At 71.0% G+C, this 18,178-nt stretch carries 18 protein-coding genes; 15 read left to right on the top strand and 3 right to left on the bottom strand.

All coding sequences use genetic code 11. The annotated features are described in order from the left end of the window. Window positions 1-227: 227 nt before the first annotated feature. The 8 genes from TSO221_RS24935 (at window position 228) to TSO221_RS24905 (ending at window position 4,970) form a co-directional block, all read left to right on the top strand. Window positions 228-548 carry a plastocyanin/azurin family copper-binding protein gene (locus tag TSO221_RS24935; protein WP_109121220.1) on the top strand — a complete coding sequence of 107 codons (321 nt, stop codon included), beginning with the start codon at window positions 228-230 and terminating at the stop codon, window positions 546-548. Between the two features lie 105 nt (window positions 549-653). After that, window positions 654-1,430 (top strand): uroporphyrinogen-III C-methyltransferase, encoded by a 777-nt coding sequence (gene cobA, locus TSO221_RS24930; RefSeq protein ID WP_109121219.1) that lies wholly within the window; start codon window positions 654-656, stop codon window positions 1,428-1,430. After that, entirely contained in the window at window positions 1,423-1,761 is a 339-nt protein-coding gene (locus TSO221_RS24925) for a cytochrome c (protein ID WP_109121218.1), read from the top strand. The genes cobA and TSO221_RS24925 overlap by 8 nt, the downstream gene beginning before the upstream one ends. Then, the gene (locus tag TSO221_RS24920) at window positions 1,758-2,936 is read left to right on the top strand and encodes a cytochrome D1 domain-containing protein (RefSeq protein ID WP_109121217.1); all 1,179 of its coding nucleotides are present in this window, start codon (window positions 1,758-1,760) and stop codon (window positions 2,934-2,936) included. The genes TSO221_RS24925 and TSO221_RS24920 overlap by 4 nt, the downstream gene beginning before the upstream one ends. Before the next feature lie 157 nt (window positions 2,937-3,093). Further along, window positions 3,094-3,543: an AsnC family transcriptional regulator gene (locus tag TSO221_RS36080; RefSeq protein WP_247878253.1), complete on the top strand. Its 450-nt coding sequence runs from the start codon at window positions 3,094-3,096 to the stop codon at window positions 3,541-3,543. Next, a complete protein-coding gene (locus TSO221_RS36075) occupies window positions 3,534-4,019 on the top strand; it encodes an AsnC family protein (RefSeq protein ID WP_199229614.1) in 486 nt (161 codons plus the stop codon). Before TSO221_RS36080 ends, TSO221_RS36075 begins: the two co-directional genes overlap by 10 nt. 13 nt (window positions 4,020-4,032) lie before the next feature. Beyond that, the gene (locus tag TSO221_RS24910; protein WP_247878251.1) at window positions 4,033-4,482 is read left to right on the top strand and encodes an AsnC family transcriptional regulator; all 450 of its coding nucleotides are present in this window, start codon (window positions 4,033-4,035) and stop codon (window positions 4,480-4,482) included. Continuing rightward, on the top strand, window positions 4,479-4,970 hold the full coding sequence (locus TSO221_RS24905) for an AsnC family transcriptional regulator (RefSeq protein WP_109121216.1): 492 nt from the start codon (window positions 4,479-4,481) through the stop codon (window positions 4,968-4,970). Before TSO221_RS24910 ends, TSO221_RS24905 begins: the two co-directional genes overlap by 4 nt. 99 nt (window positions 4,971-5,069) lie before the next feature. Here TSO221_RS24905 and TSO221_RS24900 read toward each other — a convergent pair whose 3' ends face one another. Next, window positions 5,070-5,687: a malonic semialdehyde reductase gene (locus tag TSO221_RS24900; RefSeq protein WP_109121215.1), complete on the bottom strand. Its 618-nt coding sequence runs from the start codon at window positions 5,685-5,687 to the stop codon at window positions 5,070-5,072. A gap of 190 nt (window positions 5,688-5,877) precedes the next feature. On the opposite strand from TSO221_RS24900, the gene nirJ reads away from it, so the two are divergent. The 5 genes from nirJ (at window position 5,878) to TSO221_RS24875 (ending at window position 11,395) form a co-directional block, all read left to right on the top strand. After that, the gene (gene nirJ / locus TSO221_RS24895; protein WP_109121214.1) at window positions 5,878-7,062 is read left to right on the top strand and encodes a heme d1 biosynthesis radical SAM protein NirJ; all 1,185 of its coding nucleotides are present in this window, start codon (window positions 5,878-5,880) and stop codon (window positions 7,060-7,062) included. Then, complete coding sequence (locus tag TSO221_RS24890; protein ID WP_109121213.1) at window positions 7,055-8,614, top strand: nitrite reductase; 1,560 nt, start codon at window positions 7,055-7,057, stop codon at window positions 8,612-8,614. The genes nirJ and TSO221_RS24890 overlap by 8 nt, the downstream gene beginning before the upstream one ends. A gap of 13 nt (window positions 8,615-8,627) precedes the next feature. Continuing rightward, window positions 8,628-9,212: a cytochrome c oxidase subunit 3 family protein gene (locus tag TSO221_RS24885; RefSeq protein WP_247878249.1), complete on the top strand. Its 585-nt coding sequence runs from the start codon at window positions 8,628-8,630 to the stop codon at window positions 9,210-9,212. Window positions 9,213-9,220: 8 nt separating this feature from the next. Beyond that, window positions 9,221-9,523 (top strand): cytochrome C oxidase subunit IV family protein, encoded by a 303-nt coding sequence (locus tag TSO221_RS24880; protein WP_247878247.1) that lies wholly within the window; start codon window positions 9,221-9,223, stop codon window positions 9,521-9,523. A 195-nt stretch (window positions 9,524-9,718) separates the two neighbouring features. After that, the gene (locus tag TSO221_RS24875) at window positions 9,719-11,395 is read left to right on the top strand and encodes a cache domain-containing protein (RefSeq protein ID WP_109121212.1); all 1,677 of its coding nucleotides are present in this window, start codon (window positions 9,719-9,721) and stop codon (window positions 11,393-11,395) included. A 5-nt stretch (window positions 11,396-11,400) separates the two neighbouring features. Here the strand turns inward: TSO221_RS24875 and TSO221_RS24870 are convergent, their stop codons facing one another. Together TSO221_RS24870 and TSO221_RS24865 are read right to left on the bottom strand one after the other, a co-directional pair. Then, the gene (locus tag TSO221_RS24870) at window positions 11,401-13,566 is read right to left on the bottom strand and encodes an AMP-binding protein (RefSeq protein WP_109121211.1); all 2,166 of its coding nucleotides are present in this window, start codon (window positions 13,564-13,566) and stop codon (window positions 11,401-11,403) included. A gap of 135 nt (window positions 13,567-13,701) precedes the next feature. Beyond that, entirely contained in the window at window positions 13,702-13,914 is a 213-nt protein-coding gene (locus TSO221_RS24865; protein ID WP_109121210.1) for a hypothetical protein, read from the bottom strand. Window positions 13,915-14,220: 306 nt separating this feature from the next. Between TSO221_RS24865 and TSO221_RS24860 the strand changes: the two genes are divergently transcribed. Both TSO221_RS24860 and TSO221_RS24855 read left to right on the top strand, forming a co-directional pair. Then, window positions 14,221-15,330, top strand: a complete 1,110-nt coding sequence (locus TSO221_RS24860) for a DUF4384 domain-containing protein (protein WP_158284202.1) — start codon at window positions 14,221-14,223, stop codon at window positions 15,328-15,330. A gap of 123 nt (window positions 15,331-15,453) precedes the next feature. Further along, window positions 15,454-18,084, top strand: a complete 2,631-nt coding sequence (locus tag TSO221_RS24855; protein WP_109121208.1) for an SUMF1/EgtB/PvdO family nonheme iron enzyme — start codon at window positions 15,454-15,456, stop codon at window positions 18,082-18,084. The last annotated feature ends 94 nt before the right edge of the window (window positions 18,085-18,178 follow it).

Here is an 18,178-nt window from a genome sequence, read left to right as displayed (position 1 = left end):
GCGACATCAGCATCGAGCCGGGCAAGGCCTACACCATCGGCTTCGCCATCCACGACGACCACACCAACGCCCGCTTCCACCACGTCTCGGTGGACTACAAGCTGGGGCTGGACAACGCCGAGGCTGGCATCAACGTGGTGAAGCAGTAAACTCAGGTGCGTGCGGCACCGATCGGGAAAAGGCGGCGCTCCGGCGCCGCCTTTGCCGTTTCTGAGGGAGGAGAGTCCATGCTGCGGTTCGCTTCGGGGGTCCTGGCCGTGCTGGCGGCCGGGACGGTGCAGGCGGGGGAAACGGTGGTCAGCATCGCCAACTACCGCTACGACCGGCAGACGGTGGTGGTGAAGGCCGGCGACACGGTGGAATGGCGCAACGACGAGAAGCGCACCAGCCACGACATCACCTTCATGGAAGGCGGTGCCGCCTCGGAGCGCCTGATGCCCGGTGACGCCTTCCGGCGCACCTTCGCGGCACCCGGCCGCTACCCCTACGTCTGCGAGGCGCACAAGGAGCGCCCCGAGATGAAGGGCGAAGTCGTGGTGGAACCGTAAGCCCACCCCCGACTTGACAACGGTCAAGCAAATCCTTGCGGAATTGGGCGAGCATGCCGGCCATCGGGGAGGCGTCGCCTCCAATCCCCAGCGAGCGGAAGACCCATGGCCGGCGGACGAGTGTATCTGGTGGGTGCGGGGCCGGGCGATCCGGACCTTCTGACCGTCAAGGCGCTCCGATTGATCCGGGAGGCCGAGGTGGTGGTCTACGACCGCCTCGTCGGTGCCGGCATCGTCGATCTGATCCCGCGCCGGGCCGAGCGCGTCTTCGTCGGCAAGGCGCCGCGCAACCACGCGGTGCCGCAGCACGAGATCAACGCCATCCTGGTGCGCCTCGGCCTGTCCGGCCGCCGGGTGGTGCGGTTGAAGGGCGGCGACCCCTACGTGTTCGGCCGCGGCAGCGAGGAAGCGCTGGCGCTCGGCGAGCACGGCATCCCCTTCGAGATCGTCCCCGGCGTGACCGCTGCCACCGGCTGCGGCGCCTACGCCGGCATCCCGCTGACGCACCGCGGGCTGGCGACCGGCGTGCGCTTCGTCACCGGCCACGGCAAGGACGACGAGGCGCTGGAGCACGACTGGGCCAGCATGGCCGACCCCAACACCACGCTGGTGCTCTACATGGCGCTGATGAACCTGGGCGAGATCCGCGCCCGGCTGCTCGACGCCGGCATGGACCCCGCCACCCCCGCCGCGGTGGTTGCCGCCGGCACAACCGACCGGCAGGCGCTCGCCACCGGCACGCTGGCCGACCTGCCCGAGCGCGTCGCCGGCGCCGACCTGCCGCCGCCGTGCCTGATCATCATCGGCCGCGTCGTCTCGCTGGCGCCCAAGCTCGCGTGGTTCGAGGCGGCGGAACCGCTGCTGGAGGCGGTGAATGCGTAACCTGTTTCTGCTGGCCGCTGCGGTGCCCATCCTGTTTTATGGGGTCGCGGCACCGGCCTGGGCCGGCGATCCGATTCCCTCGCCGGCCCGCCAATCCGAGCTGGACTACATGCTGCGCCAGGACTGCGGGTCCTGCCACGGCATGACGTTCAAGGGCGGGCTCGGCTCGCCGCTGCTGCCCGAGCAGCTGGAGGGCAAGTCCGAGGACGCGCTCGCCGACGTCGTGCTGGACGGCATCCCGGGCACGCCGATGCCGCCGTGGCGCAGCCTTCTCACCCAACCCGAGGCGCGCTGGATGATCGCGCGCCTGCGCCGGGGACTGGACCAATGATCGCCAAGCTTCTGTACTCCGGCCTCCTGGCCTCCCTGATCGCGGGCACCGCCTTTGCGGGCGAGCCGCGCGGCACCAACGACATGGGCATCGTCGTCGAGCGCGCCATCGGCAAGGTGCTGGTGGTGGAAACCACCAGGCGCACCGTGCTGGGCGAGGTGGAGGGGCTGGGCGACCTCAGCCACGCCGCCGCGGTGTTCTCGCGCGACGGGCGCTACGCCTACGTCTTCGGCCGCGACGGCGGGCTGTCCAAGGTGGACATCCTGACCAACACGCTGGTCAAGCGCGTCATGCAGGCCGGTAACTCGATCGGCGGCTCGATCTCGCAGGACGGCACGCTGATCGCCGTGCAGAACTACGAGCCCGGCGGCGTGAAGATCTTCGACGCGGTCACCCTCGACCAGCTCGCCGACATCCCGGCGACCTACGGGGAGGGCGGGGCGCGCTCCAAGGTCGTCGGCCTCGCCGACGCGCCGGGCAAGCGCTTCGTCTGGACGTTGTACGAGGCCGGCGAGATCTGGGTGGCCGACCTTGCCGACCCGAAGAACCCGCAGGTGCGGAAGTTCAAGAACGCCGGCAGGCAGCCCTACGACGGCCTGATCACGCCCGACGGCCGCTGGTACATCGCCGGCCTGTTCGGCGAGGACGGCTTGGCCCTCCTGGACATGTGGAACCCGGACAAGGGGGTGCAGCGCATCCTCGACGGCTACGGCAAGGGCGACCCGGCGCTGCCGGTGTTCAAGATGCCGCACCTGCGCGGCTGGGGCTTCGCCGACGGCAAGATGTTCCTGCCCGCCATCGGCCGGCACGAGGTGCTGGTGGTGGACGTCCGGACCTGGAAGGAGGTCGGCCGAGTGCCGGTCAAGGGCCAGCCGGTCTTCGTCATGCCGCGCCCGGACGGGCGGCAGGTGTGGGTGAACTTCGCGCTGCCCGACAACGGCTTCATGCAGGTGATCGACGTGCCGAGCCTGAGCGTGCAGAAGACGCTGGAGCCCGGCCCCGGCGTCCTGCACTTCGAGTTCACGCCGCGCGGCGAGACCGTGTGGGTCTCGGTGCGCGACAAGGACGCCGTCAAGATCTACGACACCGGCACGCTGGACGAGGTGTCGCAGTTCAAGGCCGACAAGCCCAGCGGTATCCTGTTCACCGCGCGCGCCAACAAGATCGGGCTCTGAGGATGCCGCTTTTCTTCGTCATCCCCGCGAAAGCGGGGATCCAGCGTGAGCCGCGACAGCGGCGACAAGAGTCATGTGGCTCGCGGACGCTCGCACTGGATCCCCGCTTTCGCGGGGATGACGGGAGGCGGGACAGCGTAAAGAACCTAGGGACCGCATGATGGACGATCTCGACCGCCGCCTGCTCGACGAGTTCCAGCGCGGCTTCCCGCTGGATCCGCGCCCCTACGCGGCGATCGCCGGCCGTCTCGGCTGCACCGAGGGCGAGGTGCTGGAACGGCTGTCGCGCCTCAAGGCGGAAGGCGCCGTGGCGCGCGTCGGCGCGACGTTCCGGCCGCACCGCGTCGGCTCCTCGACGCTGGCCGCCATGGCGGTGCCGGAGGAGCGGCTGGAAGGCGTGGCCGCCCTGGTCGACGGCTTCGAGGAGGTCAACCACAACTACCAGCGCGCCCACCGCCTGAACCTGTGGTTCGTCGTCACTGCGCCGGCCCGCGAGCGGGTGGAGGGCGTGATGGCCGCCATCTCCCGCGCCACCGGGCTGGAGGTGCAGGAGTTTCCGCTGGTGCGCGCCCACCGCCTGGATTTGGGGTTCCCGCTATGGAACTGATCGCGCGAGAGCGCCTGCTGGGCTGGCTGCGCCGCGGCCTGCCGCTGGTGGACCGGCCGTACCGCGCCGTCGCCGAGGACATCGGCGCGACCGAGGACGACGTAATCGCCGAGATCGCCCGGCTGACCGAGACCGGCGCCGTGTCGCGCTTCGGCGTCATCGTCGACCATCAGGCGCTGGGCTACACATCCAACGCCATGGTGGTCTGGGACATCCCCGACGACGTGGTGGACGCGGCCGGCGAGCGGCTGGCCGGCTGCCGCGGCGTCTCGCTGTGCTATCAGCGGCCGCGCCGCGGGGCGGAGTGGCCGTACAACCTGTTCACCATGATCCACGGCCGCGACCCCGACGAGGTGGCGCGCTGCGTCGAGGCCCTCGCCGAGAGCTGCGGCCTGACCGGCGTGCGGCGCGAGCTGCTGTTCACCGTGCGGCGCTTCAAGCAGACCGCGCCGTGCTACGGCGCCCGCCGGGCATGATGGAGGGGGCGTGATGGAACTGGACGCCACCGACCGCGCCCTGCTGAACCGCCTGCAGGACGGCATTCCCCTGGTCGACCGCCCCTTCGCCGCGGTGGGGGAGGAACTGGGCCTGTCCGAGGACGCGGTGCTGGCCCGCGTCGCGGCGATGAAGGGGGCCGGCGTGCTCAGCCGCTTCGGCCCGATGTTCCACGCCGAACGGATGGGCGGCGGCCTGACGCTGGCCGCGATGGCGGTCCCGGCGGAGGACTTCGACCGCGTCGCCGGACAGGTCAACGCCTTCCCCGAGGTGGCGCACAACTACGCCCGCGAGCACGCGCTGAACATGTGGTTCGTCGTCGCCACCGAGACGCCGGAGCGCGTCGCCGCGGTGTGCGCCGCCATCGAGGAGCGCACCGGGCTGCCGGTCTACCCGTTCCCGAAGCTCGCCGAGTATTACCTGAACCTGAGGTTCAAGGCATGAGCGACGCGTCCATCCTCGACGAGATCGACCGCCGCATCATGCTGGCGACGCAGGAGGGCCTCCCCATCGTGGCGCGCCCCTTCGCCGCGGTGGCCGAACAGGTCGGCATTCCCGAGGCCGAGGTGATCGCCCGCTTCCGCTTCATGCAGGACCAGGGCATCGTCCGCCGCGTCGCCGCGGTGCCCAACCACTACCGGCTCGGCTACACCGCCAACGGCATGACGGTGTGGGAGGTGCCGCTGGACGTCATCGACGAGGCCGGGCAGCGCCTCGCCGCGCTGGAGTATGTCAGCCACTGCTACCGCCGCCCGGCCAAGCCGCCGGAGTGGCCGTACACGCTGTTCGCCATGGTCCACGCGAAGGACCGCGCCCAGGTCGAGGCGCGGGTGATGGAGATGGCGGCGCTGCTGGGCGATCTGGCGCGCAGCCACACGGTGCTGTACTCGACGAAGATCCTCAAGAAGACCGGGCTGCGCATCCAGGGGTGACTCTCGCCCCCACCCCCGACCCCTCCCCCGCTGTCGCAGGGGAGGGGAGCCTGGCCCTCCCCTGCGTAGCGGGGAGGGTGGGGGCAAACGGGACGACGCTTACGCCAACACCGCCACGTCCTCGAAGTCCAGACGCGGGCTGCGCGGGAACAGCTTGGCGGCGTCGCCGTAACCGAGGTTGCACAGGAAGTTCGCCCGCACGTTCCGGCCCGGGAAGAACTCCGCCTCCACCTTGGCGGCGTCGAAGCCCGACATCGGGCCGACGTCCAGGCCCACCGCGCGGGCGGCCAGCATCAGGTAGGCGCCCTGCAGCGAGCTGTTGCGGAACGCCGATTCCCGGATCATCGCGTCGTTGCCGGCGAACCACGGGCGGGCGTCCACGTGCGGGAAGACCCGCGGCAGCGTGTCCACGAAGTCCAGGTCGTACCCGACGATGGCGGTGACCGGGGCGGCCATGGTCTTCTCGACGTTGCCAGCGGACAGCGCCGGCTTCAGGCGCTCCTTGCCCTCCGGCGTGCGGACGAAGACGAGGCGCATGGGCTGGGTGTTGACCGCCGTTGGCCCCATGCGGGCGAGGTCGTAGACCTGCCGCAGCAGGTCGTCGGACACCGGGCGGTCGAGCCAGCCGTTGTGGGTCCGCGCCTCCAGGAAGAGCCGGTCCAGCGCCGGCTGGTCCAGGGCGGTCGCGGGCTGAAGGGAGACGGTGTCGAGCGGCATGGGAAACTCCGAAATCCTGTGGTCGTCTCAGATGTATTCGATCCGAACGGCGATACAAAGATGCGGCTTCCCAACACGCTGTTGTCCATATGGCAACAAAAGCCGGGCCCCGAGCCGACATGACTTCGGTCAAGTGACCGCCGCTTCCTCCGCCGTATCAATGGGCTGAACGGCAGGGAGTCTCCGTCCGATGTTCCGCTTGAGCCAGTACATGCGCGCCCTGGTCGCGCCGGTCGCCCCGTCCGAGGCGCCGCGCCGGGCCGCCCCGCACCCGTCCTCCGGCCCTCTCGGACCCGTGGTCATCTGGAACCTGGTGCGGCGCTGCAACCTGTCCTGCCTGCACTGCTACTCCTTCTCCGCCGATCACGACTTTCCCGGCGAACTCTCCACGGCCGAGGCGTTCCGCGTCCTGGACGATCTCAAGGCGTTCCGCGTCCCCGTCCTGATCCTGTCGGGCGGCGAGCCGCTGATGCGGCCGGACATCTTCGAGATCTCCGCGCGCGCCAAGGAGCTGGGCTTCTACGTCGGCCTGTCCTCCAACGGCACGCTGATCGACGGGAGCCGCATCGACGCCATCAAGGCCGCCGAGTACGACTACGTCGGCGTCAGCCTCGACGGGCTGGAGGAGACGCACGACTTCTTCCGCCGCCGCAAGGGCGCCTTCCAGTCCTCGCTGCACGGCATCCGCCTGTGCCGGCAGGCCGGCATCAAGGTCGGCATCCGCCTGACGCTGACCGAGCAGACGGCGCAGGACATGCCGGCGCTGCTCGACCTGATGCTGACCGAGGACATCGAGAAGTTCTACCTGTCGCACCTCAACTACGCCGGGCGCGGCAACACCAACCGCGAGCGCGACGCGCTGCACGCGACGACGCGCCACGCCATGGACTACCTGTTCGAGACCGCCTACGACGACGCCACTGCCGGCCGCCACCGCGAGATCGTCACCGGCAACAACGACGCCGACGGCGTCTACATGCTGCACTGGGTGCGCCGGCACCTGCCGGACAAGGCCGCGGCCTTCGCCAAGATCCTGCAGCGCTGGGGTGGCAACGCATCGGGCGTCAACATCGCCAACATCGACACCCAGGGCGACGTCCACCCCGACACCATGTGGGGCGACCACACGCTCGGCAACGTCCGCAAGCGCCCCTTCGGCGACATCTGGACCGACCTGTCCGACCCGCTGCTGGCGGCGCTGAAGCAGCGCCCGCGCCCGGTTACCGGCCGCTGCGCGTCCTGTTCGCACCTCGGCATCTGCAACGGCAACACGCGGGTGCGCGCGTTCCAGACCACCGGCGACCCGTGGGCCGAGGATCCCGGCTGCTACCTGACCGACGACGAAATCCGCATCGCGGAGCCGTGCCATGCGTAAGTCCATTCTTCTCGCCGCTGCGCTGCTGGCGCTGCTCCCCGGAACCGCGTCCGCCCTGGAGGGCGCCGCCGCCACCTACGCCGAGCACTGCGCCGCCTGCCACGGCGGCGACCGGCTCGGCGCCATCGGCCCGGCGCTGCTGCCCGACAACCTCGGCCGCCTGAAGCCCGCCGAGGCCGCCAAGGTGATCGCCCAAGGGCGCCCGGCCACGCAGATGCCGGCCTTCGCCGACAAGCTGAACGAGCAGCAGGTGAAGGACCTCGCGGCCTTCATCTTCAAGGCGCCGGACAGCGACCCGAAATGGGCCGAAGCCGACATCAAGGGCACGCACGTCGTCTACAAGACGCGCGACCAGCTGCCGGCCAAGCCGGTGTTCCAGGCCGACCCACTGAACCTGTTCACGGTGGTGGAGGCCGGCGACCACCACGTCACCATCCTCGACGGCGACAAGCTGGAGCCGCTGGACCGCTTCCAGAGCCGCTTCGCGCTGCACGGCGGCGTGAAGTACTCGCCGGACGGCCGCTTCGCCTACTTCGCCTCGCGCGACGGCTGGATCGCCGTCTACGACCTCTACAGCCTGCAGACGGTCGCCGAGGTGCGCGCCGGCATCAACACCCGCAACATCGCGGTGTCGGAGGACGGGCGCTTCGTCGCCGTCGGCAACACGCTGCCGCGCACGCTGGTCATCCTCGACGCGCGCGACCTCAGCCTCGTCAAGATCATGCCGGTGGCGAACAAGAAGGGCGAGACCTCGCGGGTCAGCGCCGTCTACTCCGCCCCGCCGCGCAAGAGCTTCGTCGTCGCGCTGAAGGACATCCCGGAGGTCTGGGAGATCGCCACCAACGACGACGCGCCGCCGGTCTACACCGGCCTCGTCCACACCTACGAGAAGGGCCTGGACGAGGGCGTGCCGGAATCCAAGGGCCGCTTCGCGCTGCGCCGGACCGAGATGGCGGAGCCGCTGGACGACTTCTTCTTCACCGCCGACTACAGCGGCGTGATCGGCGCGTCGCGCGACGGCGCGCAGGGCACGGTGATCAACCTCGACGCCCGCCGCAAGGAGGCGACGCTGGACCTGCCGGGTATGCCGCACCTCGGCTCCGGCATCTCGTGGATGCTGGATGGGCGGCGGGTGATGGCGACGCAGCACCTCAAGGGCTCGACCATCTCGGTCATCGACATGCAGGACTGGAAGACGGTCAAGCGCATCGACAGCCTCGGCCCCGGCTTCTTCCTGCGCAGCCACGAGAACAGCCCCTACGCCTGGGCCGACGCCATGCTGAGCCCGAAGAAGGACACCATGGCGATTCTCGACAAGCGCACGCTGGAGATCGTCCGCACCATCACGCCGGAGCCCGGCAAGACCGCCGCCCACGTCGAGTTCACCCGCGACGGCCGCTACGCCCTGGTCAGCGTGTGGGAGGACGACGGCGCCCTGGTGATCTACGACGCGAAGAGCTTCGAAGAGGTCAAACGTTTGCGCATGCGCAAACCGGTCGGCAAATACAACGTGTACAACAAGATCACGCTGTCCGAGGGGACGAGCCACTGATCGAGTTGGAAGCATGACCGACACCACCCTGAACCGGATGGGGGACCACCACCACCGCACCGAGGATTTCTCCGGCCTGCCGGGGAACCTCATGATGTGGATCCTGATCCTCAGCGAACTGGCCGTGTTCGGCGTCGCCCTCGTGGGGTTCGAGATCGCCCGCGCCTTCGACCCGGCGACCTTCGACGCGGGGCAGGCGCACCTCGACCGGCTGCTGGGCGGCCTCAACACACTGGTGCTGGTGACCAGCGGCTACATCGTGGCACTGGGCGTCGAGGCCGGGCGCAAGGGCCTGAAGGCCAGGGCGAGCCGGCTGTTCATCGCCGCCTCCGGCGTCGGCAGCGTCTTCCTGGTCATCAAGATGATGGAGTACTCGGCGACGCTGAGCGCCGGCTACACCATCGACAGCGACACCTTCTTCGGCCTGTACTTCATGCTGACCGGCTTCCATGCGCTGCACGTGGTGTTCGGCATCGGCCTGCTGCTGGTGGTGTCGTTCTGGAACAGCGTGGAGAACCTGGAGACCGGCGCCGCCTTCTGGCACATGGTCGATCTGATCTGGGTGCTGCTCTACCCCATCGTCTACCTGATCCGCTGAGGCGCGCCATGGCCATCAACCGTCTGACCATCGCCTGGGGCGTGCTGCTCGCCCTGTCGGTCACCGCGCTCGTCGTCGGCAACGCCGCGCCCGGCCACGCGCACGAGGCGCTGGGCGTGCTGGGCGCGGCGGGCGTGCTGGTCACCGCCTTTCTCAAGGGGCGGGAGATCCTGCTGCACTACCTGGAGCTGAAACACGCCGGCCGCGGCTGGCGCATCATCCTGCTGACCTACCTTCTGCTGGTGGCGGCCCTGGTGCTGGGGGCCTATTCGGTGGAGAATCTCGGGTTCCTGGATATAGTTCGTAAGTAGTATGTGATTGGCTGCGAAAATAAGCGGCTTGGCGTCTCATCGGCTGTTTGCCCTCATGCAACCCGTTGCAGCGGAGCCGCGCGCGCCAACTGATCGTCGCCGGCCGGTGTTCATGCCGAAATCCTGATAGGTTAGGAATCATTAACAATTCAGGGCTACGATCAATTAGAATAATAAGGAATTGAGGGGGCGGACATGGCCAGCCGGAAGATCGGCCTGTCGGTCAGGGTCGTGGGCCTGATGCTCGGAGCGGTGGCCGTGCTCACGGCGGCGCTGGTGGGGACCGCGGTCGTCATGCTGAATGCCGATGCGGACAACCGGGCGACGGCCGAACAGGAACGCAACATGCGCGTCGCGTGGAACGTGCTCCGCCAGGCGGGCACGCCGCTTCGCGTCGAGAACGGCAAGCTGATGGCGGGCGCCGTCGCGCTCAACGACAGCCACGACTGGGTGGATCTGGTCCAGCAGCTGGTCGGCGGCACCGCGACGATCTTCCTCGGCGACACACGGATCACCACCAACGTGCGCAAGCCGGACGGCAGCCGCGCGATCGGCACCAAGCTGGCGCCGGGGCCGGTGTACGACGCCGTGCTGACGCGCGGCGTCCCTTATCGCGGGCAGGCCGATATCCTGGGCGAGAGCTATTACACCGGCTACGACCCGATCAAGGATGCCGACGGCCGCACCATCGGCGTGCTGTACGTCGGCGTGAAGAAGGACGCCTTCTTCGAATCCGTGGGGCGCCTCCAGACCACGCTGATGGCGTCGTCGGGGGCGCTGGCGCTGCTGATCGGCGGGGTGGGGCTGGTCGCCGTCCGGCGGATGGTCCGCCCGCTGATCGGCCTGCGCGCCACCATGGAGGAACTCGCCGCCGGGCACACCGGCGTCGCGGTTCCGGGTTTGGACCGTCACGACGAGATCGGCGACATGGCCCGCACGGTCGGGGTGTTCCGCGAGCATGCCATCGCCAAGCAGGCCCTGGAGGCCGAACAGGCCGCCACCAAGGAGCGCGCGGAAAGCGAACGCAAGGCCATGCTGGCCACCCTCGCCGGCCGCTTCGAAGCGAGCGTCCAGACCGTGATCGACGCCGTCAGCGCCTCGATCGGCGACATGAAGGCGAGCGCCGCGTCGCTGACCGGAACCGCGGAGGACACGCTGAACCGCGCCACCACGGTGGCCGCCGCGGCCGAGGAAGCCTCCGCCAACGTCAACACCGTGGCCGGCGCCACCGAGGAGCTGTCGGCCTCGATCCAGGAGATCAGCCGCCAGATGTCGACCTCGGTCGGCATCGCCGTGCAGGCGGTGCAGGACGCCCGCCGTACAGACGAGATCATGGCCGGCCTCACCGCCGCCGCCTTCCAGATCGGCGAGGTGGTGGAACTGATCAACGCCATCGCCTCGCAGACGAACCTGCTGGCGCTCAACGCGACCATCGAAGCGGCGCGCGCCGGCGAAATGGGCAAGGGCTTCGCCGTGGTGGCGCAGGAGGTCAAAAGCCTGGCCACGCAGACCGCGAGGGCCACCGGCGACATCCAGGCCAAGGTGCAGGAGATTCAATCGGTCACCGGCGATGCCGCCGCGGCGATCCGCGGCATCGGCGAGACCATCGCCCGCATCAACGAGATCTCCTCCGCCGTGGCGGCGGCGGTCGAACAGCAGAACGCCGCCACCCGCGACATCGCCGGCAACGTGCAGCAGGCCGCAGCCGGCACGCAGGAGGTCTCGCAGAACATCGTCGCGGTCACCGGCGCCTCGTCGCAGACCAACGCCGAGGCCGGCCACCTGCTGGACGCCGCCGGCACCCTGGCCCAGGGCGCCGACCGGCTGCGCGCCGAGGTGGACCGCTTCCTGCGCGAGGTGCGGGCGGCCTGAACCGCTCAGGCCGGCTTCTTCGCTCCCGTCTCCTTCAGAGCGTTCTCCGCCATGCGCTTGACCGCCGGGTAGTCGGCCTTGCCCGAGCCCATGGTCGGGATCGCCTCGACCCACAGCACGGTCTTCGGCACCATCAGCTCCGGGATGCCGTGGGCGCGGGTGAAGGCGAGGAACTCCTCGCGGTGGGCGCCGGCGCGGCTGGTCAGCAGGACGATGCGCTCGCCCTTGCGGGTGTCGGGCAGCGCGACGGCGGCGTGCGCGTCGTCCGGCCACAGCTTCGCGGCGTGCGCCTCGACCCCCGCCAGCGACACCATCTCGCCGCCCAGCTTGGCGAAGCGCTTCACCCGGCCGACGATGCACGCGTAGCCGTCCGCGTCGACCACTACGATGTCGCCGGTGTCGTGCCAGCCCTCGGGCGGCGGGATCAGCTGCGCCGGCTGGCCGGACAGGTAGTAGCCGAGCATCACGTTCGGTCCGCGCACGAACAGCTGCCCGCCCTCGTGCACGCCCTGCACCGGCTCCAGCCGGTTCTCCATGCCCGGCAGGAAGCGGCCGACGGTGTCGGGGCGCGCGTGCGTCGGCGTGTTCACCGCCATCACCGGCGTCGTCTCGGTGGCGCCGTAGCCCTCCAGGATGAGCACGCCGAAGCGCTCCTGGTAGAGCCGGCGCGTGTTCTCGCGCACCGCCTCCGCCCCCGCCACCGCGTAGCGCAGCGACGACAGCTCGCCGTCCGAGGCGGCGCGGGCGTAGCCGGTGAGGAAGGTGTCGGTGGCGAACAGGATGGTCGCCTTCAGCTCCGCCACCAGCTCCGCCACCGCGCGGTAGTGCAGCGGGCTCGGGTAGAAGCAGGTCGGCACGCCGAGCAGCAGCGGCAGCAGCAGCCCCGCTGTCAGGCCGAAGCTGTGGAACACCGGCAGCGGGTTGACCACCCGGTCGGTCGGCCACAAGTCCACCACCGCCGCGATCTGCGCGACGTTGGACAGGAAGTTGGCGTGGCTCAGCACCACGCCCTTGGGCGTCCCCTCCGAGCCGGAGGTGAACAGCACCGCGGCCGGGGCATCGGCCTTGGCTGTCCGCCCGCGCATCAGCCCGGGCAGCCGCGACACCGCGAGGCCCCAGAGCTTGTCGAGCGTGCCGACCTCCTTGCGCACGTCCTCCAGGTAGACCAGCCGCGTATGGGCGGCCAGCGCCTCGGCGATGCGCTCCAGCCGGCCCAACGCGATGAAGCGGCGCGAGGTCAGCACCGTGCGCACCCGGGCGGTGGCGCAGGCGGAGACCAGCGCGTCCGGCCCCATGCTGTAGTTCAGCAGCGCCGGCACCCGGCCGAAGGCCTGCAGGCCGAACAGCGTCACCGCCACCGCGTTGGCGTTGGGCAGCAGCACGCCCACCACCTCGCCGCCGGCACTCAGCCGGGTCAGCGCCCGGCCCAGCGCCACGCTGGCCAGCACCAGCCGGCCGTAGGTCAGCGGCTGCCGCTCGGCGTCGTTGAGGATCGGCACGCCGTAGCCGAACCGACTGCGGGCGTCGAGCAGCGCGTCGAAGACGCTGCGGTTGCGGTCGTAGGCGCGCAGCGCCGCGTCGGCCATCACGTCGTAGAGCACCCCCGCCAGCGCCTGCCGCCGCGCCCGGCCGCGCAGGGCAGGGTCCACCGTCAGGCGGCGCGCCGGCAGCACGGTCAGTGCGATCTTCGGGAACCAGCGCACGCTTGGCCAGTTCTTCTTGAACAAGGAGAACGGCGTGAAAACGGCGCCGTCGATGCGCACCGGCAGCACCGGGGCGTCGGCGGCGTGCGCCACCAGCGCCGGTGCGCCGTACACCGGGGGCAGGTCCTCGGCCCGGTCGGCGACGCCCTGGGGGAAGATCACGCAACGCCGGCCGCTGCGCACCGCTTTGACCAGCGTGCGCAACGCGCAGGGGTTTTCGGGGGCGAGCCGCACCGTATCGAAGAGGCCGAGGATCCGCCATACCCAGCCCGATCCGGCGCGGCGCGGGTCCACGGCCAGCACGGCGTCGTCCGGCAGGAAGGCGGCGATCAGCAGGGTGTCGAGGCGCGACTGCGGGTTGGCGACGACGATGGCAGGCACCCCGGCGGCGCGGGCGTTCTCCAGCCCGCGCACCTCGACCCGGTAGGCAAGCCGGAACAAGGCGCGCAACAGCGCTTTTGCGATCATGGCCGCACCGTTTCACATCCATCCGGAAAACAGGCGGCACGCGCCAAGCTCACGGACGGCGCGGGCCGTCCCGGACTTTAGCGGATGTCTGTTACAGGCGGATGCGCGGCGTTGCCGCAGGGACGGCCGGCGGCGTCAGTGGACGCTCAGCGGCTCCATGTCGTTGAGGCGCAGCGCGGCGAAGGCGACGTCGCGGGAGGGAAAGCGGCCGAGGAAGCTGCCGTCGGCGGCGTGCACCGACACGGACGTGCTGCCGCGGCGTTTGGAGCGTTTCACGTAGGCGTGCTCCAGGATGCCGAGCTGGGCGAATTCGTCGGCCGCCGGGAACGGCTGCGGTGCGCTGAACATGGTGACCTCCTCCGTCTGGCGGTTCGGGTTGCGATGGACCCAATGTAGGCGCCGGGCCGGGGTACCGCTGTGATGCAAATCACGAATCCGTCCCTTTTTGCCGCCGCCCGCTGCGGAAGGGGAACGGGTGATACCTCGCCCCGCCGGGGCTGGCGAACGGACTGCACCCAGGTGTGAGCCGGCTCATAGTTCCGGCGCGAAGAAGAGGTCATACCGGGCGGGTCCACTCCGCCATCTACCGTCGGAGACGTGGACGAGTCCCCCCGCCGCTCCGATGGTTGGGATATGCCGTGTCAGGAGGTCGCCATGCGACACGCTGCCCGCGCCGCCCTTTTCGCTCTTGCTGCCTGCATGCCGGCCATGCATGGCGCTGCCGCGGCGGACGCGGTGGTGATCGCCGCCACCGCACCCGGCTATGCGCCCGGACAGCTGATCCCCGACGGGACCGGCGTGCGGCTGCCGGATGGCGCCAGCGCGCATTTCCTGTTCGCCAACGGCCGCACGCTCACCGTCAAGGGGCCGTACGACGGCCCGCTGGAGCGGCAGGGTGGCAGCGGCGGCAACCGCCTGACCGACCTGCTCGGCCGGCCGCTGCTGGCGCAGGACGAACTGGCTGCCTCTCGCGCGGTGACCCCGGCGCGGACCGGCGGCGCGCTGCCGGCGGTCGATCCAGCGCTCGGCGGGACGCAGTGCGTGCCGGCCGGCGCGCCGGCGATGCTGCGGCGTACGGCGGACCCGGACCTCACCCTCGCCGATCCGGCGACGGGCCGCCGCGCCCGCGTCGCCTGGGCTCCCGGCGAGGCCGAGCACCCCTGGCCGGACAGCGTGGCGCCGGTGGACGGACGCACCGTCGAGGTGATCTCGGCCGGCGGGCGGCGCAGCCTCGTGCTGCGCGTCGTCGACCCGGCGGGCGACACCACGGCGCTGGCGGTGCGCCTCGCCGCGGCGGGCTGCACCCCGCAGGCGGCGGCGCTGCTGACGCCGGTGCGCGACGCGCTGGCGCCGCTCGACCTCTACCTGTCCACCGACCGCGGCTCCTACCCCTCCTACCAGGCGGGGGAGCCGGTGCGGCTGCTGGTGCAGACCAATCGCGACGCTCACCTCGCCTGCACGCTGCGCGACGGGCGGGGCACCACGGTGCTGCTGTTCCCGACCGGCGACTCCCGCGGCTCGCAGGTGTCCGGCCACGCGCCGCTGTTGCTGCCGGGGGACCGCATGCCGATGCCGCTGCGCGCCAGCACCGACCAGGAGGTGCGCTGCTACGCCACCGAGCGCGACCTGTCCGACGCCCTGCCGCGGACATCCGGCCTCGTGCCGCTGACGGCGGCCGAGGCGGAGCGGCTGGAGCGCGCGCTGGCCGGGGCGGCCGGGCGGCTGGTGATGGGACAGGTGATCCTGCGCGTGGAGGCGCGCTGAGGGTGGAAAGGGGTATGCCGCCCTGTTGGCGGTAGCCCGGCTGCCGCCTTGCCCGCAGGCCGCTTCCCACGACATTTCGGTAATCCCCAAGTGTGGGTTTGGCCTTGTGGAGTGGGCGGCGGCATGCGTTTCCTTCGGATCTTCCTGCTGATGCTGCTGACCATGGGGGTTGCCCATGCCGAGGACCCGCAGCGCATCGCGCTGGTCATCGGCATCGGCACCTACGCCCAGGCGCCCGAGCTGCCCAACGCCCGCAACGATTCCCGCGCCTTCGCCGGGGCGCTGCGCAAGCTGGGCTTCGTGGTGGAGGAGCGCAACGACCTGCCCAACCGCGGGCTGGCCGAGGCGTTGCGCGACTTCGGCGTGCGCGCCCAGAAGGCCGAGGTGGCGCTGATCTATTTCGCCGGGCACGGCATGCAGGTGGGCGGCACCAACTACCTGATCCCGGCCGACGCCAAGCTGGCGCGCGAGCGCGACCTGGTCTACGAGGCGCTGCCGCTGAACCTGCCGCTGGGCGAGGTGTCGCAGGCGCGCAAGCTCGGCATCCTGATCATCGACGCCTGCCGCAACAACCCGTTCGTCGAGCGTCTGGCCCGCTCCACCCCCGGCCGGGTCGAGGTGCACGCCGGCTTCGCCCGCATCGACGACACGCCCAGCGACACCCTGGTGGCGCTCGCCACCCGCGCCGACGCGGTGGCCGAGGACGGGGCCGGCGAGCACAGCCCCTACACCGAGGCGCTGCTGAAGAACCTGGAGGTGCCGGGGCTGGAGCTGAGCCTGTTCTTCCGCCGCGTCCGCGACAGCGTCATGCAGACGACGCAGGGCCGGCAGGAGCCGTACATCTATGGCTCGCTCGGCGCCACGCCCTTCTACTTCAACCCGCAGCCGGAAAACCGCCCGCCGGAACTGGGCGCCCTGAAGCCGCTGGAACTGTCCGACCGCGCCGGCGCGGAGCCGATGCGCATCGCCCGCCCGACCGACCCGGACGGCGACCAGCTGTTCGCCCAGGTCACCGGCCTGCCGCGCGGCGGCGCGGCGCGCATCGGCGACCGGGTGGTGCTGATCGGCGACTACCTGACGGTGGACCAGCTCGCCGCCGTGACCTTCAAGCCCGACGCCTCGCACGTCGGCGACGCCGGCAGCTTCGACTTCGCGGTGATGGACGGTCGCGGCGGGGTGGCGCGCGGCCGGGTCGCGGTGACCATCAAGCCGAGCAACCGCGCGCCCATCGCGGCGGCCGAGCGCACCGTGCACGCTGCCGCGACGGCGCTGCGCATGGAGCCGCCGGTCGATCCCGACGGCGACCCGCTGACCCTCACCGTCTCCGCCGTGCCGGAGCGCGGCACGGTGAAGGACGGCACCCGTGCGCTGAAGCCCGGCGACCGCCTCAGCCCCGAGCAGCTGGCCGGCCTGACCTTCGAGCCGGAGCGCGGCGCCGCCGGCCGCGCCGGCGCGTTCGCCATCCAGGCCGACGACGGCCGCGGCGGCCGCACGGCGCAGAGCGTCGTCCTGGAGGTGGATCCGCCCGGCGCCCCGCCGGCCGACGGCGACGTCGAGGAGGCGCTGTGGCGCCGCGTGCGCGACAGCCGCTCGGCCGGCGAGGTGGAGGCCTTCCTGCGCCTGTTCGCCGAAGGCCCGCACGCCGCCCTGGCGCGCGAGCGGCTGGCGTCGCTGGTGGCGGAGGGCGAGGGCGGCGTCACCAGCCTCGCCGCCGCCACCCCTCCTTCCTCCCAGCCGCCGCCGGCGCAGCCGAAGCCCGCCGAGCTGAAGGTGGAGACCTCGGCCGACGGCATGTATGTCGCCGTCGCCGACGCCAGCCTGCGCGCCGGGCCGGACAACCGCTCCGACGTGGTCGGCAGCGTCGGCCGCGGCGCCACCGTGCGGGTGGTCGGCCGCGTGCAGGACGCCGACTGGTACCGGGTCTCCATGGAGGACGGCGTGCAGGGCTTCCTCTCCGGCCCGACGCTGCGCCCGGCCGGCCGGGAGGATCGCCAGCGCCTGGCGCTTGCCGCCCCGACGAACCCGCAGCCGCGCGCCGAGACGCCGAACGCCTTCCAGGACTGCGCGGAGTGTCCGAAGATGGTGCACGTTCCCGGCGGCGGCTTCCTCATGGGCTCCGACAAGGGCGACACCTCGCAGCGCCCGGCGCACCGGGTGACGGTGAAGCCCTTCGCGCTGGGCGTCTACGAGGTGACGGTGGCCGAGTGGCGCGCCTGCGTCGAGGCCGGCGGCTGTTCCGAGATGCCGCGCATGGCCAACGCCACCGACGAGACGCCGGTGCACAACATCCACTGGGGCGACGCCCAGGCCTATGTGGCATGGCTCGGCAAGAAGACCGGCCAGCGCTACCGCCTGCCCAGCGAGGCGGAGTGGGAATACGCCGCCCGCGCCGGCTCCACCTCGCGCTACGGTTGGGGCGAGGTGGGCGGGGTGGGCAACGCCAACTGCCGCGACTGCGGCGGCAGCTTCGACCGGCTGCGGCCGGCCTCGGTCGGCAGCTTCAGACCGAACGCCTTCGGCGTGCACGACATGCACGGCGGCGTCGCCGAGTGGGTCGCCGACTGCTGGAACGCCGGCTACAAGGGCGCGCCGTCCGACGGCACGGCGTGGACCTCCGGGGAGTGCAAGAAGCGCGTGCTGCGCGGCGGCTCCTGGCGCGACGAGCTGGAATCGATCACCGTCACCGTGCGGCTGGGCTACGACGCGGATGTGCGCTACGTGGCGGATGGCTTTCGGGTGGCAAGGGAGCCTTGACGATCAATACCCTCCCCCTGCTCCGCAGGGGGAGGGAGGGACCCGCGCAGCGGGAGGGTGGGGGCAGCGGCGTGCAGGTGAGGCCGCTGCCCCC

The sequence above is a fragment of the Azospirillum sp. TSO22-1 genome (genome assembly GCF_003116015.1).
In the GTDB taxonomy this organism is placed as follows: Bacteria; Pseudomonadota; Alphaproteobacteria; order Azospirillales; family Azospirillaceae; genus Azospirillum.
Note: the sequence above shows the minus strand (reverse complement) of the source record. Positions and strands in the feature narration are given on the sequence as shown.

Excerpts from the sequence above, each read along its gene's own strand:
- TSO221_RS24935 (WP_109121220.1), top strand. The coding sequence starts at position 228 with ATGCTGCGGTTCGCTTCGGGGGTCCTGGCCGTGCTGGCGGCCGGGACG.
- cobA (WP_109121219.1), top strand. The coding sequence starts at position 654 with ATGGCCGGCGGACGAGTGTATCTGGTGGGTGCGGGGCCGGGCGATCCG.
- TSO221_RS24925 (WP_109121218.1), top strand. The coding sequence starts at position 1,423 with ATGCGTAACCTGTTTCTGCTGGCCGCTGCGGTGCCCATCCTGTTTTAT.
- TSO221_RS24920 (WP_109121217.1), top strand. The coding sequence starts at position 1,758 with ATGATCGCCAAGCTTCTGTACTCCGGCCTCCTGGCCTCCCTGATCGCG.
- TSO221_RS36080 (WP_247878253.1), top strand. The coding sequence starts at position 3,094 with ATGATGGACGATCTCGACCGCCGCCTGCTCGACGAGTTCCAGCGCGGC.
- TSO221_RS36075 (WP_199229614.1), top strand. The coding sequence starts at position 3,534 with ATGGAACTGATCGCGCGAGAGCGCCTGCTGGGCTGGCTGCGCCGCGGC.
- TSO221_RS24910 (WP_247878251.1), top strand. The coding sequence starts at position 4,033 with ATGGAACTGGACGCCACCGACCGCGCCCTGCTGAACCGCCTGCAGGAC.
- TSO221_RS24905 (WP_109121216.1), top strand. The coding sequence starts at position 4,479 with ATGAGCGACGCGTCCATCCTCGACGAGATCGACCGCCGCATCATGCTG.
- TSO221_RS24900 (WP_109121215.1), bottom strand. The coding sequence starts at position 5,687 with ATGCCGCTCGACACCGTCTCCCTTCAGCCCGCGACCGCCCTGGACCAG.
- nirJ (WP_109121214.1), top strand. The coding sequence starts at position 5,878 with ATGTTCCGCTTGAGCCAGTACATGCGCGCCCTGGTCGCGCCGGTCGCC.
- TSO221_RS24890 (WP_109121213.1), top strand. The coding sequence starts at position 7,055 with ATGCGTAAGTCCATTCTTCTCGCCGCTGCGCTGCTGGCGCTGCTCCCC.
- TSO221_RS24885 (WP_247878249.1), top strand. The coding sequence starts at position 8,628 with ATGACCGACACCACCCTGAACCGGATGGGGGACCACCACCACCGCACC.
- TSO221_RS24880 (WP_247878247.1), top strand. The coding sequence starts at position 9,221 with ATGGCCATCAACCGTCTGACCATCGCCTGGGGCGTGCTGCTCGCCCTG.
- TSO221_RS24875 (WP_109121212.1), top strand. The coding sequence starts at position 9,719 with ATGGCCAGCCGGAAGATCGGCCTGTCGGTCAGGGTCGTGGGCCTGATG.
- TSO221_RS24870 (WP_109121211.1), bottom strand. The coding sequence starts at position 13,566 with ATGATCGCAAAAGCGCTGTTGCGCGCCTTGTTCCGGCTTGCCTACCGG.
- TSO221_RS24865 (WP_109121210.1), bottom strand. The coding sequence starts at position 13,914 with ATGTTCAGCGCACCGCAGCCGTTCCCGGCGGCCGACGAATTCGCCCAG.
- TSO221_RS24860 (WP_158284202.1), top strand. The coding sequence starts at position 14,221 with ATGCGACACGCTGCCCGCGCCGCCCTTTTCGCTCTTGCTGCCTGCATG.
- TSO221_RS24855 (WP_109121208.1), top strand. The coding sequence starts at position 15,454 with ATGCGTTTCCTTCGGATCTTCCTGCTGATGCTGCTGACCATGGGGGTT.